This is a genomic window from Streptomyces sp. ISL-66 (assembly GCF_018614135.1).
Classification (GTDB): Bacteria; Actinomycetota; Actinomycetes; order Streptomycetales; family Streptomycetaceae; genus Streptomyces.
In genome coordinates this window covers 1-22,754 of record NZ_JAGGOW010000047.1, presented here as the reverse complement: position 1 = coordinate 22,754, position 22,754 = coordinate 1, and the positions used below count along the sequence as shown (strand labels likewise).

General features: G+C 73.1%; 17 protein-coding genes. 12 read left to right on the top strand and 5 right to left on the bottom strand.

Annotated elements, in window-relative coordinates:
- Positions 1-31: 31 nt before the first annotated feature.
- Complete coding sequence (locus J7E97_RS10370; protein WP_215024763.1) at positions 32-733, bottom strand: class I SAM-dependent methyltransferase; 702 nt, start codon at positions 731-733, stop codon at positions 32-34.
- Between the two features lie 43 nt (positions 734-776).
- Positions 777-2,315, bottom strand: a complete 1,539-nt coding sequence (locus J7E97_RS10365) for an IucA/IucC family siderophore biosynthesis protein (protein ID WP_215024760.1) — start codon at positions 2,313-2,315, stop codon at positions 777-779.
- A gap of 118 nt (positions 2,316-2,433) precedes the next feature.
- Between J7E97_RS10365 and J7E97_RS10360 the strand changes: the two genes are divergently transcribed.
- Positions 2,434-4,101: an IucA/IucC family protein gene (locus tag J7E97_RS10360; protein ID WP_215024757.1), complete on the top strand. Its 1,668-nt coding sequence runs from the start codon at positions 2,434-2,436 to the stop codon at positions 4,099-4,101.
- 124 nt (positions 4,102-4,225) lie between these two features.
- The gene (locus J7E97_RS10355) at positions 4,226-5,047 is read left to right on the top strand and encodes a winged helix-turn-helix domain-containing protein (protein ID WP_215024754.1); all 822 of its coding nucleotides are present in this window, start codon (positions 4,226-4,228) and stop codon (positions 5,045-5,047) included.
- Positions 5,048-5,268: 221 nt separating this feature from the next.
- Here J7E97_RS10355 and J7E97_RS10350 read toward each other — a convergent pair whose 3' ends face one another.
- Complete coding sequence (locus J7E97_RS10350; RefSeq protein WP_215024751.1) at positions 5,269-6,129, bottom strand: GntR family transcriptional regulator; 861 nt, start codon at positions 6,127-6,129, stop codon at positions 5,269-5,271.
- A gap of 231 nt (positions 6,130-6,360) precedes the next feature.
- Between J7E97_RS10350 and J7E97_RS10345 the strand changes: the two genes are divergently transcribed.
- Positions 6,361-7,911 (top strand): beta-N-acetylhexosaminidase, encoded by a 1,551-nt coding sequence (locus J7E97_RS10345; RefSeq protein ID WP_215024749.1) that lies wholly within the window; start codon positions 6,361-6,363, stop codon positions 7,909-7,911.
- 25 nt (positions 7,912-7,936) lie between these two features.
- Complete coding sequence (locus tag J7E97_RS10340) at positions 7,937-9,415, top strand: cellulose binding domain-containing protein (RefSeq protein WP_215024746.1); 1,479 nt, start codon at positions 7,937-7,939, stop codon at positions 9,413-9,415.
- Here the strand turns inward: J7E97_RS10340 and J7E97_RS10335 are convergent.
- Both J7E97_RS10335 and J7E97_RS10330 read right to left on the bottom strand, forming a co-directional pair.
- A complete protein-coding gene (locus J7E97_RS10335) occupies positions 9,354-9,866 on the bottom strand; it encodes a hypothetical protein (RefSeq protein ID WP_215024743.1) in 513 nt (170 codons plus the stop codon). The two genes, J7E97_RS10340 and J7E97_RS10335, sit on opposite strands and share 62 nt — an antisense overlap.
- The gene (locus tag J7E97_RS10330) at positions 9,833-10,171 is read right to left on the bottom strand and encodes a S8 family serine peptidase (protein WP_251054209.1); all 339 of its coding nucleotides are present in this window, start codon (positions 10,169-10,171) and stop codon (positions 9,833-9,835) included. The genes J7E97_RS10335 and J7E97_RS10330 overlap by 34 nt, the downstream gene beginning before the upstream one ends.
- Positions 10,172-10,780: 609 nt before the next feature.
- On the opposite strand from J7E97_RS10330, the gene J7E97_RS10325 reads away from it, so the two are divergent.
- The 8 genes from J7E97_RS10325 to J7E97_RS10290 all read left to right on the top strand — a co-directional run.
- Entirely contained in the window at positions 10,781-11,788 is a 1,008-nt protein-coding gene (locus tag J7E97_RS10325) for a SigB/SigF/SigG family RNA polymerase sigma factor (RefSeq protein WP_215024740.1), read from the top strand.
- A 190-nt stretch (positions 11,789-11,978) separates the two neighbouring features.
- Complete coding sequence (locus J7E97_RS10320; protein WP_215024737.1) at positions 11,979-13,052, top strand: glycine betaine/L-proline ABC transporter ATP-binding protein; 1,074 nt, start codon at positions 11,979-11,981, stop codon at positions 13,050-13,052.
- Positions 13,052-14,857 (top strand): ABC transporter permease/substrate binding protein, encoded by a 1,806-nt coding sequence (locus J7E97_RS10315; RefSeq protein WP_215024734.1) that lies wholly within the window; start codon positions 13,052-13,054, stop codon positions 14,855-14,857. Before J7E97_RS10320 ends, J7E97_RS10315 begins: the two co-directional genes overlap by 1 nt.
- 195 nt (positions 14,858-15,052) lie before the next feature.
- On the top strand, positions 15,053-15,343 hold the full coding sequence (locus J7E97_RS10310; RefSeq protein ID WP_215024731.1) for a hypothetical protein: 291 nt from the start codon (positions 15,053-15,055) through the stop codon (positions 15,341-15,343).
- A gap of 251 nt (positions 15,344-15,594) precedes the next feature.
- Complete coding sequence (locus J7E97_RS10305; RefSeq protein ID WP_215024728.1) at positions 15,595-17,070, top strand: hypothetical protein; 1,476 nt, start codon at positions 15,595-15,597, stop codon at positions 17,068-17,070.
- Positions 17,071-17,225: 155 nt separating this feature from the next.
- Positions 17,226-20,435: a TIM-barrel domain-containing protein gene (locus J7E97_RS10300; protein ID WP_215024725.1), complete on the top strand. Its 3,210-nt coding sequence runs from the start codon at positions 17,226-17,228 to the stop codon at positions 20,433-20,435.
- Positions 20,436-20,707: 272 nt separating this feature from the next.
- Positions 20,708-21,664: an aminoglycoside phosphotransferase family protein gene (locus J7E97_RS10295; protein WP_215024722.1), complete on the top strand. Its 957-nt coding sequence runs from the start codon at positions 20,708-20,710 to the stop codon at positions 21,662-21,664.
- A 196-nt stretch (positions 21,665-21,860) separates the two neighbouring features.
- The coding region (locus J7E97_RS10290; protein ID WP_215024719.1) for a LysR family transcriptional regulator at positions 21,861-22,754 on the top strand (894 nt) is incomplete at its 3' end.

The following is a 22,754-nucleotide window of genomic DNA, read 5'->3' as shown; positions in this document are numbered from 1 at the left end:
GCTCGGCTCGGCCCGGCTCGGCCCGGCCCGGTTAGGCCCGCTCGGCTCGGCCCGGCTCGGCCCGGCTCGGCCACAGGACTACGAGGCCTTGTGGGCCATCAGGAAGCCCTGCGGGGATCTCGCGGGCGTCCGGCTCCCGGACCAGGCGGGCCACCTCGGCCAGGCCGGCCCCGGTCAGCAGTGCGGCGATGTGCTCGGGCGGGGTCCAGTACACGTCGAGCTCGACCGGGTGCCCGTACGCGTGTTCCAGCCGGATCTTCTCGTCGCCCGCCTTGAACGCGATCAACGCGTACCCGCCCGGAGCCAGCACCCGCGCGAACTCCGCGAACAGCAGTGCGAGTTCGGAGGGTGGAGTGTGGACGGTCGAGTACCAGGCCAGCACCCCGCCCAGCACCCCGTCCGCCATGTCCAGCGCGCTCATCGAGCCGACCTCGAACCGCAGGCCCGGATACGTCCGGCGGGCCACCGCCACCATCGCGGGGGACAGGTCCACGCCGAAGGCCCGGACGCCGAGGCCGTCGAGGTGGGCCGTCACCCGGCCCGGACCGCAGCCGAGGTCCGCGACCGCCCGGCCGCCCGTGGGGTCCTCGCCGCGCACGCACTCGGCGAAGGCGGCCAGCATCGCCCGGTCCAAGGACTTGCCCGCCAGTTCCGTGCCGAGCAGCCGGGCGTAGTCGGCGGCGACGGCGTCGTAGGACGCGCGGACGGAGTTCAGGTGCGAAGTCGATGCCATGCCCCTGGACAGTAGCCCGCCGCGCCCCGGGGCTCGGTCCGGATCAGGAAAGCGCCAGCGGATTGTCCAGCTCGGCCCACTGGTCGCCCGGGACGCCGGGGCTCAGCCGCATGAGGGCCAGGGCCTTGGCGGGCAGCGGGCCGGTCAGGAGCGCCTCGGTGTCGGCGGTGCGCGGGAGGTCGGGCTCCGCCGCCGCAAGGTCCGCACCGAGGGCGGCGGCCGAACCGGCCGTGGAGCCGAGCGCCCCGGCCACCAGGGAGCCGAAGAGCTTGCGCCGCAGAGCGGTCACGTCGTCGGTGATCAGACGGCCCGACAGCGGCGGCACCGGCAGGCCGTGGTGCGCGAGCCGGGCCGGGCTGATCCGGATGTCGGCGAGGTCGCGGTAGACCAGCCGCCGAGGGATGCCGTCCGCCGCGAGGACGACCAGCAGGTTCTGGCCGTGGGCTTCCAGGGCCACCCCGAGGTCCAGGGCCCGCAGGCACACGGACAGCGCGAGGCGGGCGAAACCGGCCCGCCAGGGGGCGGAGCGCGCGTAGTGGGTGAGGGCGAGGGCGGCGACGGGCAGGACGCGCTCGCCCGCGCCGGTGTCCGCGTACGCCTCGGGCGGCTCACGGAGCACGGCGGCGAGGTCCGGGGTGTGCGCGGTGACGGCGCCCAGCGTGCGGGTGATGTGGAGGCGGCCGTCGAGCCGTTCGGCGAGGCTCTGCGCGAAGGCGGAGACGGCGGCGGCCGTCTCGACCGAGTAGACGGAGATGTCGCGCACGGAGGAGGTGAGCCGGGTGCTCAGCGCGGTCTTCACGTGCGCGCCGCCGTCGGCGGGGGAGAGCGTGCGCAGGGCCATGAGCGGGTGTGCGGACGGCCCGGGCCCGAGCTCCGGCCCCGGCGGACCCCCCAGTTTCAAGACGTGCTCGGCCTGCCAGGGGTGGACGGGCACGAGGATCCGCCCGGCCTCCCGCCAGCACTCAGGCCAGTCCCCGGCTACCAGGCACTCCGCGATCGGAACGGCGGCCAGCCCGAGGGTGACCCGCGGCCGGTGCTCGGGCGCGTACGCCAGCTGCTCGGCGACCGTGAAGCCCGGCCGGGAGCGGCAGTTGGGGTGGTACGGGTGGCCGTCGACGATCCGCTGCTCCCACTCCCAGGTGGTCCGCGGCTCGCGGTCGGGCCCGGCCGGCCGCCCAGCCCGCGACAGGGCGAGGGAGGCCGTACTGCCGTCGAGTTCGGCGGCGAACTCCTCCCCGTGCGCCACCCCGAGCGCCGACACCAGCCCAGCGGCGTGCCGGTACGGGCGGCCGTCGAGCAGTAGCTCGGTGACGTACGGGGCGGTCGCGTACGGATCCGGGAGCGGGCCCTCCAGCCGGGCACCCGAGACGAGGCGGAGCGCCAGGCCGGTGGATCCGCGCTCGCGGCGCTCCACCCACGGCAGGGGCTCGCACGCGAGCGCCCGCCACAACCGGGTCAGCACGGCGGCGCGGGCACCGGGGAGCGCGGAGGCGTACGCGGGCCCGAGGGCGGGGCGGAATCCGGCCGGCGCGGCCAGTTCGGCGGCCACGGCCTCTTCGGCCGGGGTGTCGGGGAGGTGCATGCTGAGGCGCAGGGTCCCGATCCTCTCGGATGCGTGGTGATCGGTTCATCATCGCGGATACTGAAGATCACGGCCGGTGGTCCCGTCCCGCGGACCTCCGGCGCACCGGAATGACCGAATGGAATCAGTGGACCTCAATCCCGCCGACGATGCCGACGCTTCCGCGGCCGACGCCTACGCGGCCGCCCCGCTGCTGAACTGCCTGCTCAGGGAAGCCGCCGAGCACATCGGGGGCAGCGGGGGCGGGGAGGGCGCCGGGGGCGGCGAACGCGCCTACCGGCTGCTCGGCAGCGGCAGGCTGCTCCGGGTGCGCGCCGGACGCCGGCCCGAACGCCCAGAGCTGCGCACGGCGGGCGGCTGGTACCCGCTCAGCCATACCGAACTGGTCAAACTCGTCTCCGACGAATTGCTCCGGTACACCGGCGTGTCCAACGACGAGCTCCCCGTCGAGATCGCCGACAGCCGGGAGGCGGTCGCCGCGCTGCTGGCCGCCCGGGCCGCGGCTGAGCCGCCGACGGACCCGTACGTCCGCTCCGAACAGTCCCTGGTCATGGGGCATCCGCACCATCCGGCACCCAAGGCCCGAGGCGGCGCGCCGGCCGCGAGCTGGCTTCCGTACGCCCCCGAGGCGTACGCGCGGTTCCCGCTGGTCTTCCTGGGGCTGCGCGAGGACCAGGTGGTGGAGGAGGGCGGACCGGCCGCGGCCGCCGCGATCGACTCGCTGGCCCGGGCACGGGGCGGGCCGCGCCCGCCGGCCGGCTACCGGCTGCTGCCCGCCCATCCCTGGCAGCTCGACCTGGCCGGGGCCCGGCCGGCGGTGCGCGAGGCCTTCGCGGACGGGCGGCTGCTGCGGCTGGGGACCGGCCGGGAGCCGCTCTGGCCGACCGCCTCGATCCGGACCTTGTACGCGCCGGTCGGTGCAGGACCGGCCGACGAAGAAGCGGATGCCCGAGGTTCAAGTTCAAGTTCCGGTTCCGGTTCCGGAGCCGGGGACGGGGACGGGGGCGACCTCTTCGTGAAGTTCAGCCTCGACGTGCGGATCACCAACGACGTGCGCCGACTGTGGCGCCACGACCTGCGGAAACTCCGGCGCACCGGCGCCGCGGTCGAAGCGGGCTTCGCGGAGCTGCGCCGGTCCGGCTCGCGCGCCGCCTGGCTCCCCGACCGGGGCTACCGGACGGCTGCCTTCGCCTTCGAGGAGCTCGCGGTCCTGGTCCGCGACGGCCTGCGGGCGCACCGGGAGCCCGGGGTCACGCCCCTGCTGGCCGCCGCGCTCGCGGAGGGGTACCCCGGCAGCCCGCTCGCGGGCACGGCCGACCCGGCCGGGTGGTGGCGGGCGTACCTGCGCCAGGTGGTGCCGCCCGTGCTGCACCTGTTCGCCCGGCACGGCATCGTCCTGGAGGCCCACCTCCAGAACACCCTGGTCGCCGTGGACGCCGCGGGTGTGCCGGCGCAGGCCCTGTTCCGGGACGCGGAGGGCGTGAAGCTGCTGCCGGACATCGAGCGCGGGGCCGCCTGGCAGCGCCTGGTCTACTGCCTGGTGGTCAACCACCTGACGGAGGTGGCGGGGGCCCTCGCGGAATGCCATCCGCAGGCGGCCGCGGCCCTGTGGCCGGCGGCCCGCGCGGAGTTCCGGCGGTTCGACGCCGCGTACGGCCTGCCCGAGATCGGGGCCCTGCTGGCCGCCCCCACCCTCCCGGCCAAGACCAACCTGCTGCTGCGCTGGACCCGTGCCGACGGCGCGGACGCCCGTTACCTGCCGCTTCCCAATCCGCTGTACGGCTGATCGGGAGTGCGCTTTTGGCCAAACCGGTCCGGAATCCGGATACCCACCCCCTGATAGGTATAGACCAATGCTACGTTGGTCGGGCAGACCGCGCAGTCCTTGACCACCCGTCAGAGGAGAAGCCATGCCCTCCCCTTCGCGGGGCGGCGGCCCGGCCGTCATGCCCAAGTACCAGCGGATCGCCGCAGTATTGCGGCAGGAACTCGACCGCACCGCTCTCGTCCCCGGCGCCAAACTGCCCTCCGAGCGCAGTCTGGCCGTCCGGTACCAGGTCAACCGGCAGACCATCCGCGCCGCGCTCCAGCACCTTCGCGACGACGGCCTCGTCGTCACCGGCCGCCGGGGCACCCGGCCGGCCCACCAGGTGCCGGCCCACCAGGTGCCGGCCCGGTCGGCGGCGCCCGCGCCCGGACCGATGACGGTGACGGCGATGACCGCCGAGCCCGAGCCCGCGCCGCCGGCGACGCCCGAACCGGGCCCCACGCAGAACTGGCTCACGCTCGTCACCCTGGCGCCCGCGCTCGCCGACCAGCTCGGCATGAGCGGCGGCGAACGGACCCTGGTCCACCACCACCGCGAGAACGACCAGGGCGGCCGGACGCGGCGGCACGCGGTGACGTACCTCTGCCCGCGCACCGTCGCCGGGAGCCCCGAACTGGCCGGCTACCGCGAGCGCGCGGCGGCGGGCCTGCGGGACGAGGACCTGCGTCCCCTCCACCTCTGGCTGGAACGCACCGCGCGGGCGGGCCGGGTCGCCGAGACCGTCACCATGACCCGGACCACCTTCCCCCGGGCCACGGCCCCGTCCGGTGGCGGCCTCTCCGTACGCCGAACCCTGTACGACACCTCCGGCCGGCTGCTCGCCGTCACCGATCTCGCCTTCCCCAGCTGGGACCGGCTGACCCTCGACCGGACCCATCCCGTGACGGGCTTCCGGGTGACCTAGCGCCGTGGCTGGGAAGGTTCACCCGGTGAACCCCTCCGGTCGCAGCGCAGGGAGCCGGAGGTCGGGCCTTCGGAGGGGCCGTCGCGCGGGCCGTCGGGGTGAGGGCGGGCGGGGTGAGGGCGGGCGGGGTGCCGGGGTGACCCCCTGACGCTGGGCGAGGGGCTGCGGCGCACACGCTGAAGGCGGTCTTCGGCAGGGGCTGAGCCGGTCGGCGGACGCCCTCAGGACCCGGTGTGGATGTCCCCGGAGGTGGTGGAGGTGATGACCGCCCGGCGGCCCAGGTCGCCCGGTGGGATCCCCGGATGGTGGCCGTTCGGGCGTCCGGCCCCGGGGGAGACCCCCGCCCCGAGGGCCAGGCGGGAGACGATCCGGTAGCGGTCGCCCCGGTAGACGGAGTGCACGTACTCCACGGGGCGCCCGGTGGAATCCGTGGTGAGGCGCTCGATGAGCAGGGCGGGGGAGAGCAGCGGGACGTCCAGCAGGCCCGCCTCCGCCTCGTTCACCACGGTCGGCTCGATGGACTGCCGCGCCTCGTGCACGTACACGCCGTGGTGGTTGCGCAGGTGCTCGTACAGGTCTCCGGCCTCCAGCTCCGCCGGGGTCAGACGGGGCACCAGTGCCGCCGGGATGTGCAGGTGCTCGATCGCCATCGGGGACCCGTCCACCAGCCGCAGCCGGGCGATGTACAGCAGCCGTGCGCCCGGGGAGATGCGCAGGCGGCGGCCGATGCGGGCGCCCGCCTGGACGGTCGAGTGCTCCAGGACCCGGCTGGACCAGTGTCCCGAGGCCTGGCGCATCGCGAACGCCGCCTCGTCGGGGGCCAGTTCCTGAGTGATCTTGGCCGGGGCGACGAACATCCCGCGCCCGTGCTCCCGTACGAGGAGACCCGTGGCCACGAGCTCGTCGACCGCCGCGCGCAGGGTGGGCCGGGACACCTCCAGGGCGGCGCACAGCGTGCGTTCGGAGGGGATGGCATCACCGGGCCGGCGGATGTCGATGAGGCCCAGCAGGTGCTCGCGCACCCGTTCCCGTTTGAGGACCGCTCCCGATGGGCTGGAAGAGTCGGATGCGTCCTTCTCCATGGCCCGCCCCCACTTCCCTCTGGTCACCTGTCCAACTGGTCATGCGCATCTAACCACTCGGGTGGGGGAGGGGGCGAGGCATTCGCCGAATTTCCCGCGGGTGTTCGGGGTTGACGGCGCAGGCGGTCCGTGCCACCTTCTAGCCACTCAGCTAACCAATTGGTCAGTTGGTCAACCTCTCGCTGTGCAAGCGGAGTTGACCTCGGGACCAGGTGAGGAATCCCCGACGCCGTGTCCTCCGCCGCTGCCCTCCATCCCGACTTCGCACTCGTCCCGCGTCCCGACTCGGTCACCGCCCGGCCGGGCCGCTTCGTCCTGGACCGGCGCACCGGCCTGCGGGCCGGACCCGGTGCCGAGGCGGCGGCCGCCCTCCTGCGCGAACTGCTGGCCCCAGCGACCGGCTTGGCCCTGGAACCGAGCGCCGACGGACGGATCGTCTTCCTCCTGGATCCCGGGGAAACCGGGCTCGGCGCCGAGGGGTACGTCCTCGCCGTCCGCCCCGACGCCGTCCTGCTGCGCGCCGCCCGCCCCGCCGGGCTGCTCCACGGGGTCCAGACCCTGCGCCAGCTGCTGCCGCCCGAGGCGCTGGCCGCCGAGGGCGCCCGGCCCCGTACGGCCGGCCCGGACTGGTCACTGCCCTGTGTGCGGATCACCGACCGGCCCCGGTTCGCCTGGCGCGGAGCCATGCTGGACGTTGCCCGGCACTTCCAGCCGGTGGCGTACGTACGCCGCTTCGTGGACCTGCTCGCCCTGCACAAGCTCAACGTCCTGCACCTGCACCTCACGGACGACCAGGGCTGGCGGATGCCGGTCGCGGCCCATCCCCGGCTCACCGAGATCGGCGGCCGCCGGGCCGAGACCGAGGGGGACGGCACGCCGCACGAAGGGGCCTACACCCGGAGCGAGTTGACCGGACTGGTCGCCTACGCGGCCCGGCGCGGGGTGAGCATCGTCCCCGAGATCGAGATGCCCGGCCACGCCCGCGCCGCGCTCGCCGCCTACCCCGGACTCGGAAACCGGCCCGGCGTCCGCCTGGAGCCGTGGACCCGCTGGGGAGTCTGCGAGAACGTCCTCGGAGTCGACGACGCGGTGCTCGACTTCTGCCGCGGGGTACTGGACGAGGTCGCGGACGTGTTCCCCGGGCCCTACGTCCACGTCGGCGGCGACGAATGCCCCACCGTCGAATGGGAACGCTCCCCGGCCGCCCGCGCACGGATCGCCGCCGAGGGGCTGTCCGGTCCCCGCGCGCTCCACGGCTGGTTCCTCGGAGCCGTCGCCGCACACCTGGCCCGGCTCGGCCGCCGACCGCTCGGCTGGACCGACACCGGCAGCGAACTCCCCTCCCCCTTCACGGCCTTGGCCTGGCGAGACCCGGAGCACGGGCGCGCCGCCGCACTGCGCGGCCACGACGTGATCATGGCCCCGTACCGCTCCACGTACCTCGACTACCCGCAATCCGCCGACCCCGGCGAGCCGCGCGGCCAGGACGGCGTGCTCGACCTGCGCGGCGTCTACGAGAACGAGCCCACCCCCGCGCACTGGGAGCCCGAGGCGACGCGCCGCGTGCTGGGCACCCAGGCGCAGCTGTGGACCGAGTACGCCCGCACGCCGGCGGAGCTCGAGTACCTGGCCTTCCCCAGGCTGTGCGCCCTGGCCGACACCGCCTGGTCGGCGCACCGCGACTGGCCGGACTTCCGCCGCCGCCAGGACCACCACCAGACCCGGCTCGCCGCCCTCGGCGTGCGCGGCCGATCTCCGCGATCCCGTCTGCTCACCCCGTGATCCCCCCACCCCGAGAGGACGCAGCATGCGAACGCCCCGAACCGCCGCAGCCCCCCGAAGCCACCGAACCGGCAAGCGCCGTACGGCCGTCGCCCTGGCCATCGCGCTGACCGCCGGGCTCGGCTCGGCGGCCCTGACCGCCCTGCCCGCGACCGCCGCGGCCGACTCCGTCAAGGTCCAGTACCGCACCAGTGCCACCGGGGCCACCGCCGACCAGGCGGAGCCCTGGTTCAAGGTGGTCAACAACGGCTCCGCGGCCGTGTCCCTGGGTCAGGTCAAGCTCCGCTACTACTTCAAGGCCGACGGGCCGGACACCCAGTACCGCTACGCCTGTTCGTGGGCGGTCAAGGGCTGTGCCAACATCACCGGCACCTTCGGCGCCCTGGCCAATCCGACGGCCACCGCCGACCGTTACCTGGAGATCGCCTTCACGGCCGGCGCGGGCACCCTCGCCCCCGGCGCCGACACCGGCGACATGCAGCTGCGCTTCTACCGCGCCGACTGGCAGACGCTGCGCCAGTCCGACGACTACTCCTTCGACGGGTCCCGCACGGCCTACGGGGACTGGGACAAGGTGACCGCCCGGCTGGGCTCCACCACCGTCTGGGGCACCGCACCGGGAGGCAATGCCCCGGACCCCACACCGACGCCGACCGACCCCACGCCCACCCCGACCCCGACGGACCCGGGACCGGCCGGCGCCACCCTCTTCGACGATTTCACGTACGCCTCCTCCACGGATCCGGCGATAGCGGCCCACGGGTGGAGCGTGCGCTCCAACTCCGGTGGCCCCGGCGTCCCGGGCGCGGCCTGGTCAACGGAGAACGTCACCTTCGCGGCCGAGGGCGGCAACTCCCTCATGAACATGGAGACCTCCACGGCCGGCTCCGGCGAGAGCACCAAGCAGACCGAAGTCCTCACCAAGGCAACCAAGTTCAAGAACGGCACGTACGCGGCCCGGGTGAAGTTCTCCGACGCCCCGAAGTACGGGCCGGACGGCGACCACCTCGTGCAGACCTTCTTCACCATCAACGACCTCAAGGCCCCGATGGCCGACGACTACGCCGAATACGACTTCGAGTACCTCCCCAACGGCGGCTGGGGCGAGCCCTCGAACATCCTCTACGCCACGTCCTGGGAGACGTACCGCCCCGATCCGTGGGAGGCCGTCAACCAGCACACCGAGTCCCGGATCAGCTACGCGGGCTGGCACGACCTGGTGCTCACCATCGACAACAACGCCCTCACCTACTACATCGACGGCCGGGTCTTCGGTACGCACGACGCCAGGTACCTGCCCGAGCGCCCGATGTCGATCAACTTCAACCAGTGGCTGATCGACCTCAACGGCCAGCCCGGTTCGACGCCCCGCGCCTACGACCAGAAGGTCGACTACGTCCTGCACGTCAAGGACCAGGTGCTCACCCCGGCCCAGGTCGCGGCTAGGGTGGGCGCCTACCGCACGGCGGGCACGGCCTTCGTGGACACGGTCCCGGGCGCCTGACCGGCTCCGCACGAGGCGGGGGTGCGCTCCGGGCCCCCGCCGGCCGGCGGTGCGCCCCGGCCGCCGTCTCCGAGGAGGCGTCGACCGCGTACAGGCCGACGAGGTCGCTCTGGCCCCAGCCCGTGTACTCGTCCTTGACCGCGTACACCGACCCGTCGGGTGCGATCAGGCCGATCCGCAGCTCCCCCGAAGCCGGGTGCTTGACGTACAGCTCCACGTCCAGCTGGGCGGGGGCGCGGCCCGGGACCCCGCTGACCGTGACCGGTGACTCGACGGTCCCCAGGTCCCCGACCGGGAGGTCGGTGGTGTTCGCGAAGCGCTTGCCGGGCGCCCGGTTCGGGGCGCTGCCCACGTACAGGGCGCGGTCGGGGGAGCCCGGACCGGCGTCGAGCACGGCGCCGGGGGAGGCCGACGCCGTCAGGGCGCCCGCCACCTGGGCCGGGGTGGCCACGCCGTCACGCCCTGCCCGGCCGAATCCGGGTACGTGTAGGCGTCGTTCAACGGCAGCCCGCGCTGGTCGATCCGGTCCACGCCCCACGACGGCGGGCTCGGCTGGGTGGCGTCGAGCCGCAGCTTGCGGTTCCGCGCGACCTGGGCGACCGCCGGATCAGCGGCGAGGCGCCGGGCCTGGCGCTCCGTCATCCGGGCGGAGAAGCCGGACGGCGCGGAGTCGTACGTACGCCGGATCGTGCCGCCGTACCGTTCGACGAGGGACCGGCCCGTCGCCGTACGGGCCTGCGCGCGCGCCGGATCCAGGACGACGAGGTAGCTGCCGGGGACGGCGTCGGGCGAGTCGGCGTAGCGGACGACGCCCTCGGCGGGCGCGGCCGACGCGGCGGACGGCAGGGTCTGGGCCCCGAGGGTGAGGACGGCGGCGAACGCGAGGACGAGGCCCGTAAGTGCGGTCTGGTGGTCATCCGCCCACGGTGGTGCGCGCGGGGCGGGCGCACAAGGGCGCCGTGGTGACGTCTGGGGCCGTGGGCCGGGTGGGGTACGGAAGGGGAAGCGGGACGCCCACAGTGGGTCCTTCTCCCCGGAATCAGCACAGGCCGCCCAACAGAATCCTTATATGCGCCCAGTGGGGCAACGCCGAGGACCGTTCCGGAGCTCCGGGCAGTGACCTCGGCCACAAACACCGCCTCGGAGGCCGCCGTTCCCGGCATGGCAGAAGGGGAGTGACCGATGACTCACCGTGCTCCGGTCGAACGGCCCTCGTGCAACCGGAACGGGCCCTGGCCGCAAATAACGCCCCGGTCCGGCCGCTTGGGACGCGGATCCGGGGCTGGGGGCGAAAACCGGAAGCGGCTAAGGTGGACGACCATCAAGGTCACGCGCCGCAAGCCGACCAGCCCAAGGAGCGACACCATGCTGATCCCCGCCCAGTTCTCCCATACCGCCGGCCCCCACACCGGACCGCTCGCCGGCCCCGCCGCACGCCCGGCCGCCGAGCCTTCCACCGCCTCCGTCCCTGCCGTCCCCCTGCCCCGCATCGACGAACCCCGCGAGGTGGCTCCAGCGGACGCGCGCGAGCTGTCCAGACTGTTCTTCCGCCGCCTGCGCGCACTCACCGAAGGCACCGCCGAGCACCGCTACGTCCGCGACACGCTCATCGAGATGAACATCTCACTCGTCCAGTTCGCCGTCCGCCCCTTCCGCAGCCGCGGCGACGGCGGCGACCTCGAAGACCTCCTTCAGGTCGGCACCATCGGCCTGATCAAGGCCATCGACCGCTTCGAACCGGACCGTGAGATCGAGTTCTCCTCCCTCGCGATGCCGTACATCAGCGGCGAGATCAAGCGCCACTTCCGCGACACCAGCTGGGCCGTCCGCGTCCCGCGCCGGCTCCAGGAGCTGCGCATCGACCTCGCCAAGGCCAAGGAGGGCCTGACCGCGCTCCTCGACCGGCCGCCGACGGTCGCGGACCTCGCCGAACACCTCGACCTCAGCGAGGAGGAGGTCATCGAGGGCCTCGTGGCCTCCAACGGCCACACCAGTGGCTCGCTCGACGCCCTCCAGGCAGATCACGGCGACGGCCGCACCGACGGTCACTCCCTCGCCGACACCATGGGGGCGGAGGAGCCGGCACTGGAGCACGTCGAGAACATCCAGAGCCTGGCACCGCTGCTGGAACAGCTCACCGACCAGGAGCGCCGCATGCTGGCCATGCGCTTCGGCGAGGAGCTCACCCAGGCCCAGATCGGCGCCGCCCTCGGCATCTCGCAAATGCAAGTCTCGCGCCTGCTGACCCGGATACTCGTGCACCTGCGGACCTCGATGCTGGCCGACCCGGATCGGGACGAAGCCGAGGCCACGCAGCAAGCGGAGCAGGCTCCGCAGGGCGCAGCCCGGGGCGCGGGTGCCGACGTACCGTAGGTGACATGGATCACTTCACTGTTTGCATGGGTTAAGACGGGGCAATGGCGGCCCTGGAGCGGACCCGTCCGCCGGCCCAAGCGGTCGGAGCACGGGCGACGGGCGGATCCCGTCGCGCTCCACGGCCCGCCCGCCGGCCGCACGTACGCCACGCCGGTGGGCCGTCTCCCGTACGACCCGTGAGGTATATGTGTCCACGCTCATAGCCGAGCACGTGTACAAGGTGTTCGGCAAAGGACCCGACAACGGCCCCGCCGCCGTGAAGGCGGTCGGCGCACTCGAGAGCGGCGCCACCGACCGCGAGCAGCTGCGCGCCGAGGGCACGACCGCCGCGGTGATCGACGCGTCCTTCCGCGTCGAGCCCGGCCAGATCTTCGTCGTCATGGGTCTGTCGGGATCCGGCAAGTCCACCCTGCTGCGCATGCTCAACGGACTGCTGGAGCCCACCGCGGGACGCATCCTCTTCGACGGCGAAGACCTCACCGCGCTCTCCGCGCGCGAGCTGCGCCGCGTACGCTCCACCAAGATCAGCATGGTCTTCCAGCACTTCGCGCTGTTCCCGCACCGCAGTGTCCTGGAGAACGCCGGCTACGGCCTCGAGGTCCAGGGCGTCCCCCGGGCCGAGCGCGAACGGCGGGCCGCCGAGGCGCTCGCGCTGTGCGGGCTCGGCGGCTGGGAGAAGTCCTGGCCCGACGAGCTCTCCGGCGGCATGCAGCAGCGCGTGGGCCTCGCCCGCGCCCTGGCCACCGACGCCGAACTCCTGCTCATGGACGAGTCGTTCAGCGCGCTCGACCCGCTGATTCGCCGCGAGATGCAGGACCAGCTGCTGGAGCTCCAGCAACGCCTCGGCAAGACCATCGTGTTCATCACCCACGACCTCAACGAGGCGATGCGGCTCGGCGACGGCATCGCCGTCATGCGCGACGGCCGCATCGTCCAGCAGGGCACGGCCGAGGACATCCTCACCCGCCCCGCCGACGACTACGTCGCTTCCTTCATCCAGGACGTGGACCGCTCGCGGGTGCTCACGGCCGACGCCGTCATGACGGACGACGCCGGGGGCCGGGCCGGCTGCGACTGCCCGACCGTCAGCGCGGACACCCCGCTCGCCGACCTGTGTGCCGTCAGCGCCCGCGTCCCGCACGCCGTCGACGTCACCGGCGCGGACGGCGCCGTCATCGGCTCGGTGCCGCAGGGCCGCCTCGTCGCCTTCATCGGCGACGAGCGACGCCCCGCGCTGCGCTGCGAAAAGGCGGCCGCGTGATGCCCCGCCTGCACCTCGGCGCCTGGGTCGACAGCGGTGTCGACTTCCTCCAGAGCCACCTGTCCTGGCTGTTCGACGCCATCAGCTCCGTCGTCACCGGGCTCTACGACGGCATCGAAGCCGTACTGTCCGCGCCGAACCCGCTGCTCCTGGCCGGCGTGCTCGCGGTGGCAGCGTGGTGGCTGCGCGGGCTCCTCGCCGCACTGCTCGCCTTCGCCGGCTTCGCACTCGTGGACTCCGTCGGGCTGTGGCCCGACGCCATGTCCACGCTCGCGCTGGTCGTCGTCGCCACCCTGGTCACACTGCTCTTCGCGATCCCGCTGGGCATCTGCGCCGCGCGCTCCGACCGGGTCAGCGCCGTACTGACACCCGTCCTGGACTTCATGCAGACCATGCCGGCCATGGTCTACCTCATCCCCGGCATCATCTTCTTCGGGGTCGGCGTGGTGCCCGGCATCATCGCCACGATCATCTTCTCGCTGGCCCCGGGCGTCCGGATGACCGAGCTCGGCATCCGGCAGGTCGACGCCGAACTCGTGGAAGCGGCCGACGCGTTCGGCACGACCCCGCGCGACACCCTCGTACGGGTCCAGCTCCCGCTGGCCCTGCCCACGATCATGGCGGGCGTCAACCAGGTCATCATGCTCGGGCTGTCCATGGTCGTCATCGCCGGCATGGTCGGCGGCGGCGGCCTCGGCGGCGCCGTCTACCGTGCCATCGGCAGCGTGGACATCGGCCTCGGTTTCGAGGCGGGCATCTCCATCGTCATCCTCGCCATGTACCTGGACCGGATGACCGGAGCGCTGGGCCGGCAGGTCTCCCCGCTCGGCCGCCGCGCCCTCGCCAAGGCGCGCTCCGCCGCCACCGGCACCGCCAAGGTGTGGAGCAACCGCCCGCAGCCCGTCCTCGCAGTGGCTTCGGTCGTCGTGCTGTCCCTGGTCGCGGGGGGCCTCGGGATCTTCGGAGACTCGGGGAAGCCGCAGGTCAACGCCGTCGGCGGGGAGGGCGTCGCGAACATCGGCAAGGGCCGCGAGGTCAGCCTCGGCTACATCCCGTGGGACGAGGGCATCGCCTCCACCTTCCTCTGGAAGGAACTCTTGGAGCGCCGCGGGTACAAGGTCGAGGCCCGGCAGCTGGAGCTCGGCGCGCTCTTCACGGGGCTCGCGGGTGGCCAGATCGACTTCCAGACCGACGCCTGGCTGCCGGTGACGCAGGCCGAGTACTGGAAGAAGTACGGGAACAAGCTCGACGACCTCGGCTCCTGGTACGAACCCACCTCCATCGAGCTGACCGTCCCGTCCTACATGAAGGACGTGAAGTCCCTCGCCGACCTCAAGGGCAAGGGCGGGGAGTTCAAGGGCCGGATCATCGGCATCGAGCCCAGCGCGGGCGCGATGGGCATCCTGAAGGACAAGGTGCTGTCGGAGTACGGCCTCGACGAGGAGTACGAGGTCGTCGACGGATCGACTCCGGGCATGCTCGCCGAGCTAAAGCGCGCCTACGAGAAGAAGGAGCCCGTCGCGGTCGTGCTGTGGTCGCCGCACTGGGCGTACTCCACCTACGACTTGACGAAGCTCGCGGACCCCAAGGGGGTGTGGGGCCAGGGTGACGGCATCCACAGCATCGCCCGCAAGGGCTTCGCCGAGGACGAGCCGGAGATCGCCCGGTGGCTCTCCTCGTTCAAGCTGACCGAGGCCCAACTGACCGGCCTGGAAGCCAAGATCCAGGAGTCGGGCAAGGGCAAGGAGCAGGAGGCCGTGCGCGCTTGGCTGGCCGACCACCCCGAGGTCGAGAAGCTGGCGTAAGCCGGGGCCGGGCTCGGGCTCGGTCCTGTGGTGGCAGGTGGCCGGTGTGCGCAGGATCCTCTACGGTCCCGCGCGCACCGGCCGTCCGCGTACAGCGGCTCTGACCAGCCAGAACCCTGGAGGATTCACCCGTGCGGACAGGGGTCCCTCCATGGCACAGTGCGAGCAGCCCAACCGCACGACCAGGGAGTCCCCATGCGCGATCCGCACTCCACGCCGCTCGCGGCCGCCCCCGAGTGCCGTCCGGAGCACAGCGCGCTGCCCTGCTGTCCGGTGTGCCACGGAGCCCCGGAACGCATCTCGTGGCGTCAGCGTCCGGGGCAGCCGGTGGTCCTGGTCTTCGACCCCTGCGGTCATCGGCACACCTCGCCGGCCGCGCCGATCCTGGCGGTCGGCGATGCGGCCGCGGCAGGTGCCCCGGCCACGCTGACGCCCGCAGGCGAGGCCGCGCCGGGGGCCAGGGGCCGGGCGTGGGTCCGCGCATGAGCCGATCCGAGCCGATCCGAGCCGATCGGTGCACGGCGATTGACGGTCCGTCAGTGAAGGAGCAAGTTATATCGGCAGCCCGACATGACTTGGATTAGCGGAGGTATGGAAGGAGCGCACCGCCGAGGAGCTGGCCGCCGAGATCGAGGCGGGCGACCCCGCGGTGCACCTCTCCGCGATGTGGGGCACGGCGTCAAGTACCTCCCGGTCCGCTTCGGCTGAGGCGCCCGCCGCCGCGTAGTCTCGGCCGGATGTGGATGCGCGAGAAGATCTGGAACGAAGCGACACCGGCGGAGCGGCGGCTGGCGGGCCTGGCAGTGAATCCGGCCGCCCCGGACCGCCTCCTGTTGCGGATTCTCGCCGAAGGCCCACCGGCCGCGCGGATGGCGCTGTGCGGTGACCGGGACCTGTCGGTACCGGTCGTCGACGCGCTGGTGTCCCACTCCGACCCGCGGGCGCGCGCCGTCTTCGCCTCCAGCCCGCACGCCGATCCCGTACAGCGGGCCCGGCTGGTGGACGACCCCGAGTGGCTGGTGCGGGCCCACCTGGCCGAGGGGCCGAGCCGCCGCCTGGTGACCTGGCCGCGACCGCTGCCGGACGAGGTCGTCGTCCACATGTTCACCACGTACGAGAACGAGCTTCTGGGGAACCTCTACCGGCAGACGTCTCCCGGGCTCCGCCGCCGCATGCCGACCCACCCGGAGGCGAAGGTCCGGCGGGCCGGCGTGGGCAACTGGTCCGCACTGTCCGCCCACGTGCGGGCCGCGCTGCTCGCCGACCCCGACCCGGGGGTGCGCGAGGGGGCCTCCTCCTACGTGCGTAACGAGGACCCGAGCTGGGTGGAGCGCGAGCTCCCGGACCACTCGTGCCACGCGCGCACCCACCTGCTGATGCACTGTGCCTTGAGCCGCGCCGTCATCGACTCCGTCCTCACCGCCCCGGCGGGCAAGGAGGACCGCGCCATGATCGCGCACAATCCCAGTCTGCCGCCCGACGTGGTGGTCCTGCTGGCCGGTGATAACGATCCGCACGTCCGCGAGACCATCGCCGGCCGCACCGATCTCGGCTCCTCCGAGCGTGCGGCACTGGCCGTCGACCCCGATCCCGAGGTCCGCCTCACCCTGTCCGTCCATCCCGCGCTGACCGAGTCCGAGCGCGCGGCGATCGACTACACGGTCCCCGAGGGCGGCGATTTCGGTCCCCAGCCGGCCTGGCCGCGGGACCCGGCCGTCGTCCGCCTCAACGCCCTCTCCGGCCACCCCCTGCTGCGCCGCCGCGCGGCCGCCGATCACAACCTGCCGCCGGACCTCGTCGCGCTCCTCGCCGCCGACGCGGACCACGGCGTACGGGTCACCCTCGCGCAGAACCATCCCGACGCGCCCGCCGCCCTCCTGCTGGGCAGCTTCCTCGAGTACACCGGCCACCACCGCGCCGACCTGCTCACCCGCCCCCACTTCCCGACCGTGGGCCTGGCCGCCCACGCCGAGCACGAGGATCCGGCCGTACGGGCCCTCGTGGCCCGGGATCCCGAGGCGGATCCGGAGCTCGTCGAGCGGCTCACCCGTGATCCGGATCCGGCGGTGCGGGCCGCGCTGACCCGGCATCCGAACCTGCCCGCGGCACGTCTCGCGGAGCTGCTGGGCGACGAGGAGCTCGCCCCGCACGCCGCGGCGAATCCGGCGCTGGACCCGGCCCTCATGGAGGAGCTCGTCGAGACCACCTGCTGATCCACCTGCTCAACCTCCTCCTGATTGATGCTCAAAGATGCTCGGTGACAAGCCATTTCGAGCATCTTCCTTCATTTGCCGCTCCCGGAGCGCTATGTTGCCCGGTGCATGCCAAAAGGTGTGTCCGCGATCCGGACCGCACGAGGAGCCGCCCCATGAGACTCATCAGCATCCGCAGGAGCCCACGGAGGCGGCGCGCCCCCGCGGCCGCGCTGCTCGCAGCCGCCCTCGCCGTGGCCGGCCTGGCCGCCGCCGGACCGATCGCCTCCCCGGCCTCGGCGGCCGCGGACAGCGCCGCGACCGCGGCCGCCTCCACCGCGGGCAACGTCACCGGCTTCACCCGGTCCGGGAACACCTTCACCGCGACCACCTCCAGTGGCGCGAAGGCCCGCGTGGTCATCGCCCGCGCCGACATCTTCCGGCTCTGGCTCTCACCCGACGGCGCCTTCACCAACGACCCGGCCGGCACCGACCTCACCCCCACCACGGACTTCGGCTCCGTGACCACCAGTTGGACCGATGCGGGCGGCTACTACCGGATCACCACCGGATCCCTGTCGATCCGGGTCAACAAGACACCGCTGCGGGTCTCCGTCTACCGGGCAGACAACTCCACCCTCGTCTGGCAGGAGTCACAGCCCACCTCCTGGACCGGCAACCAGACCACCCAGTACCTCGCGCGCGGCGCGGACGAGCAGTTCTACGGAACCGGCCTGCGCCTCGGCGAATGGGCGCTGCGCGGCAAGACGGTCCCGGTCGCCGTCGACAACAAGTGGCGCGAGAACAACAACGCGAGCCCCGCGCCCTTCTACATGTCGACCAACGGCTACGGCGTGATGCGCAACACCTGGGCCCCCGGCTCGTACGGGTTCAACGCGCCCACCACCCTCACCCACGACGAAAAGCGCTTCGACGCCTGGTACTTCACCGGCGACTCCCTCAAGACCGTCCTCGACGCCTACACCGACGTCAGCGGCAAGCCCTTCATGGCCCCGGCCTGGGGCTTCGAACTGGGCAACGCCGACTGCTTCAACGCCTCCAACCCGGACTACCAGGGTGACCACAACCGGCTCCGCCACCAGACGACCCCGGACGTCGTCGGCTACGCCGCGGACGCCCGCGCCGCCGACATGCCCTCGGGCTGGTTCCTGCCCAACGACGGCTACGGCTGCGGCTACACCGCGCCCCTGAAGTCCACCGTCGACGCCCTCAAGGCCAAGGGCTTCCAGACCGGCCTGTGGACGTCCACCGGTCTGGGCTCCATCAACGACGAGGTGGGCAAAGCCGGTTCCCGCGGGGTGAAGACCGACGTCGCCTGGATCGGCGGGGGCTACAAGAGTGCCTTCAGCGGAGTCCAGCAAGCCGTCGACGGCATCGAGAAGAACTCCGACGCCCGCCGCTACGTCTGGACCGTCGACGGCTGGGCCGGCACCCAGCGCAACGCCGTCGTCTGGACCGGCGACACCAACGGCACCTGGGACGACATGCGCTGGCACGTCCCCGCCATCGCCGGAGCCGGCCTCTCCGGCCTCAACTACGCTTCCGGTGACGTGGACGGCATCTTCGCCGGCAGCCCCAAGACCTACGCCCGCGACCTGCAGTGGAAGGCCTTCACCCCGGCCTTCATGACCATGTCCGGCTGGGGCGCGACCGGGCCGAGCGCCGGCTACCAGGACAAGCAGCCCTGGCGGTTCGCGGAGCCGTACCTCTCCATCAACCGCAAGTACCTCCAGCTGAAGATGCGGCTCATGCCGTACCTGTACACGATGAGCCGGACCGCGAACGAGACCGGCGTCCCCAGCACCCGCGCGATGGTGCTCGAATATCCCGAAGACCCGGTCGCCCGCGGCAATCTGACGAGCGGACAGTTCATGGCCGGTGATTCCTTCCTCGTCGCCCCGGTCGTCTCCGACACCACCGTGCGGGACGGCATCTACCTGCCCGCCGGCACGTGGACGGACTACTGGACGGGCAAGACGTACGCCGGACCGGGGTGGCTCAACGGCTACCAGGCGCCGCTCGACACCCTGCCCCTGTTCGTCAAGGGCGGCGCCATCGTCCCGATGTGGCCGCAGATGAACTACACGGGGGAGAAGCCCCTCTCCACCCTCACCTACGACATCCACCCGCGCGGCAATTCCTCCTTCAGCCTCTACGAGGACGACGGCATCACCCGCGCCTACCAGTCGGGTGCCTTCGCCCGCCAGCAGGTGGCCGTCACCGCCCCCGCGAGCGGCTCCGGCGCGGTGACCGTCTCCGTCGGCGCCCCGACCGGCAGCTACACCGGCAAGCAGGCCTCGCGCGGCTACGAATTCACCCTCCACGTGGCCACCGCCCCCGGAGCGGTCACCGTCGACGGCGCGGCCCTCAACCGCCTCACGTCCAAGGCCGCCTACGACGCGGCGGCCACCGGATGGTTCTTCGACGCCTCCGACCGGGGCGGCATCCTGTGGACGAAGACGGGTACGAAGTCGGGCGCGTTCAGCGTCTCGGCCACCGGCACCTCCGTCCCCGCGGCCGAGCCCGTCCCGGCCACCTCCAGCCCCGTCCCGCAGTCGGCCTGGACCCTGGTCTACGCCGACAGCCAGGAGACCAGCGGCGAGAACGGCGCCGCCCCGGGCGCCTTCGACGGCAACACGGGAACCATCTGGCACACCGCCTGGTCCGGCGGCACCCCGGCCCCCCTGCCGCACGAGATCCAGATCGACCTCGGCGCCCGCTACACGGTGGACGGCCTCGGCTACCTGCCCCGCCAGGACGGCGGGGTCAACGGCCGGATCGGCGGCTACGAGGTGTACGTCTCGGACACCACCACCGACTGGGGATCCGCGGTGGCCACCGGTACCTTCGCCGACACCTCAGCGCTCAAGTCCGTCTCCGTGGCCGCGAAGGCCGGCCGCTACCTCCGCCTGAGGGCACTGACCGAGGCGGGCGGACGCGGGCCCTGGAGCAGCGCCGCCGAGATCACCCTCACCGGCCGCCCGACCCCGCTGCCGGCCGCCGCGACCCTGGTCAACGGGGCGTCCACCACGTGCCTGGACCTCCCGGGGAGCGCGACCGCCCCGGGCACCCAGCCCACCCTCTACAGCTGCCACGGAGGCCCCAACCAGCGCTGGACCCTACAGGGCGACGGCCGCCTGACCGGTCTGAACGGAGTCTGCCTGGACGCGGCCACGGCCTCGGCCGTCGCGGTCCAGAGCTGCGACGGCAGCTCCGGCCAGACCTGGCAGACCGGGCCCGACGGGAGCCTGCGCAACGCGGGGCAATGCCTGACCCCGGCCGGCTCCGCCACGGCCAACGGCACCAAACTGACCCGGATCGCCTGCGCCACCACGGCCGCCCAGCGCTGGACCTTCACCCCGTGATCCCCGCGCACTGATCGCCGCCCCTGATCCCCTTGATCCCGTACGCCCGATTCCGCCGCCGGGCCGGGCCGGTGCCGTCCGCGGGCCGGCTCGCCCGGCTCGCGGACCGGGCGGGCCGCTCCGCAAGGTTCCGTCCGCAACGGACCTGACCGCTCCCGGAGTTCCGCCCCGTGTGCGACGCGGCCGGTGGCGCCGACCGAGTCAGGACCGGCCCGACCGGGGGCGATACCGTGGAGGCCGAAGCCCTCGTACGGCCCTTCAGGAAGGCGATCATGCCCGCTGGCAAGATGCATGCCGGTGAACCGGACGTCGACACCGCACTCGTACGCCGGCTGATCGCCGCGCAGTTCCCGCAATGGGCGGCTCTGCCCGTCGAGCGGGTCGACTCCGTCGGCACCTCCAACGCCATGTACCGGCTGGGCGAGGACATGGCCGTGCGCCTGCCCCGTACCGAGGGGGCCGCCGGAGACGTGGCGACGGAGCACCGGTGGCTTCCGAGGCTCGCCCCACCGCTCCCGGTGGCCATCCCCGCACCCCTGGGGCAGGGGGAGCCCGCCGAGGGCTATCCCTGGCCCTGGTCCGTCTACCGCTGGCTGGCGGGCGAGAACCCGGCGGCCGGGCGGATCGCCGAACCGGTCCTGCTCGCCGAGGACTTGGCGCGGTTCGTCTCCGCGCTGCGCCGGATCGACCCGGCGGACGGCCCGTCGTCCTACCGGAGCGAGACGCTGGCGGCGCGGGACGCCGTCACCCGTGCCACGCTCGCGCAGCTGCGAGGCGGCACGCGTGCGGACGAGGACGGCACCGGGCCCGACGGGTCCGACGCGCAGCGCGCCCGCGGGGTGGACCTCGACGCGGCGACCGCCCTGTGGGAAACGGCCCTGCGGGCTCCGGAGTGGGCGGGCCCGCCCGTCTGGATCCACGCGGACCTGCAACCGGGGAACGTCCTGCTGGCCGACGGGCGGCTCAGCGCCGTCATCGACTTCGGCTGCGCCGGTCTCGGTGACCCCGCCGTCGACCTGATCGCGGCCTGGTACGTACTTCCGGCCGCCGCGCGGACCGCCTTCCGGTCCGCCGTGGCCGCCGACGAGGCGATGTGGACGCGGGGCCGGGGCTGGGCCCTGTCGATCGCGCTCCTCGAGCTGAGCTACTACCGCGACACGCACCCGGCCATGGCCTCCACCGCCCGCCGCGTCATCGGCGAACTCCTCGCCGACGGGGCGGCGCGGTGACCGCCCTCGTCCTCAACGACCTGGCGGCGGTAGCGCGGTAGGCCGGTGGCCGCCGCGGCGGGTCGGCACCCGTCGCCGCCCTCGCGAAGGCGGTTCCGGGTTGCCGCCCTGGGCCGTGAGTCGATCGTCGGGCAGCAGGACATCCAAGTCAATCCTCCGATGCCCTCGCAACCCCCAAGCGATACCTTGGGTGTTCGTGACCCTCGATGATCTCCGCGTCTTCGTAGCCGTCTGCCGCGCCGGCAGCCTGAGCGCCGTCGCCCGCGACCTCGGCCGCACCCAGTCCGCCGTCAGCCAGCACATCCGCCGCCTGGAGAAGGAGACCGGCGCCATGCTCCTGGTGCGCCATCCCCGCGGCGTCTCGCCCACCGAGGCCGGCCGGATCCTCCGGGCGGCCGCCGCCGACGGCATCGCCGGACTCGACGGCGCTCTGCGCCGGCTGGACACCCTCGTACGGGGCGACGGCGGATCGGTCCGCGTCACCACCGGCGCCACCACCGTGCGCCACTTCATGGCCGAGGCCGTCGTCGCCTTCCGCCGCGAACACCCCCGGGTCAGCCTGGAGTTCCAGACCGAGAACTCCAGCCGGAGCTGCTTCGAAGCCCTCGCCGCGGACGACCTCGACCTCGCCTGGATCACCATCGGCGGGCCCGTGCGCGGCATCGAGCAACGCCCCGTCATGCGCCTGCCCTGGGTCCTCGCGGTCGGCGCCGATGACCCCCTCGCCGCACGCCCCCGCCTGGAGCCCGCCGACCTCGCCGCCATCCGCCACATCCGGCTGCCCGAGAACTCCACTTCCCGCTCCCACCTCGACGCGGCCCTCGGCGAAGCCGGCATCCGGATCACCTCCGACACCAGCGTCGCCGACTGGGACACCGCCCTGCTCCTCGCCGAGCTGGGCCTCGGCCACGCCGTCGTGCCCGCCCTGCCCGGCTGGCAGGTCCCCGGCTCGGACGGGCCCCTGCGCCTGGTACCGATCCCCGCCCTCCCGCCGCTCGCGGTCGGCTGGGCCGTCCGCCGGTGGTCCGCCCTCACCCCGCTCGCCCGCGCCTTCGCCGACGAGGTGGCCCGCAGCTGCCCGGCCCCGCGC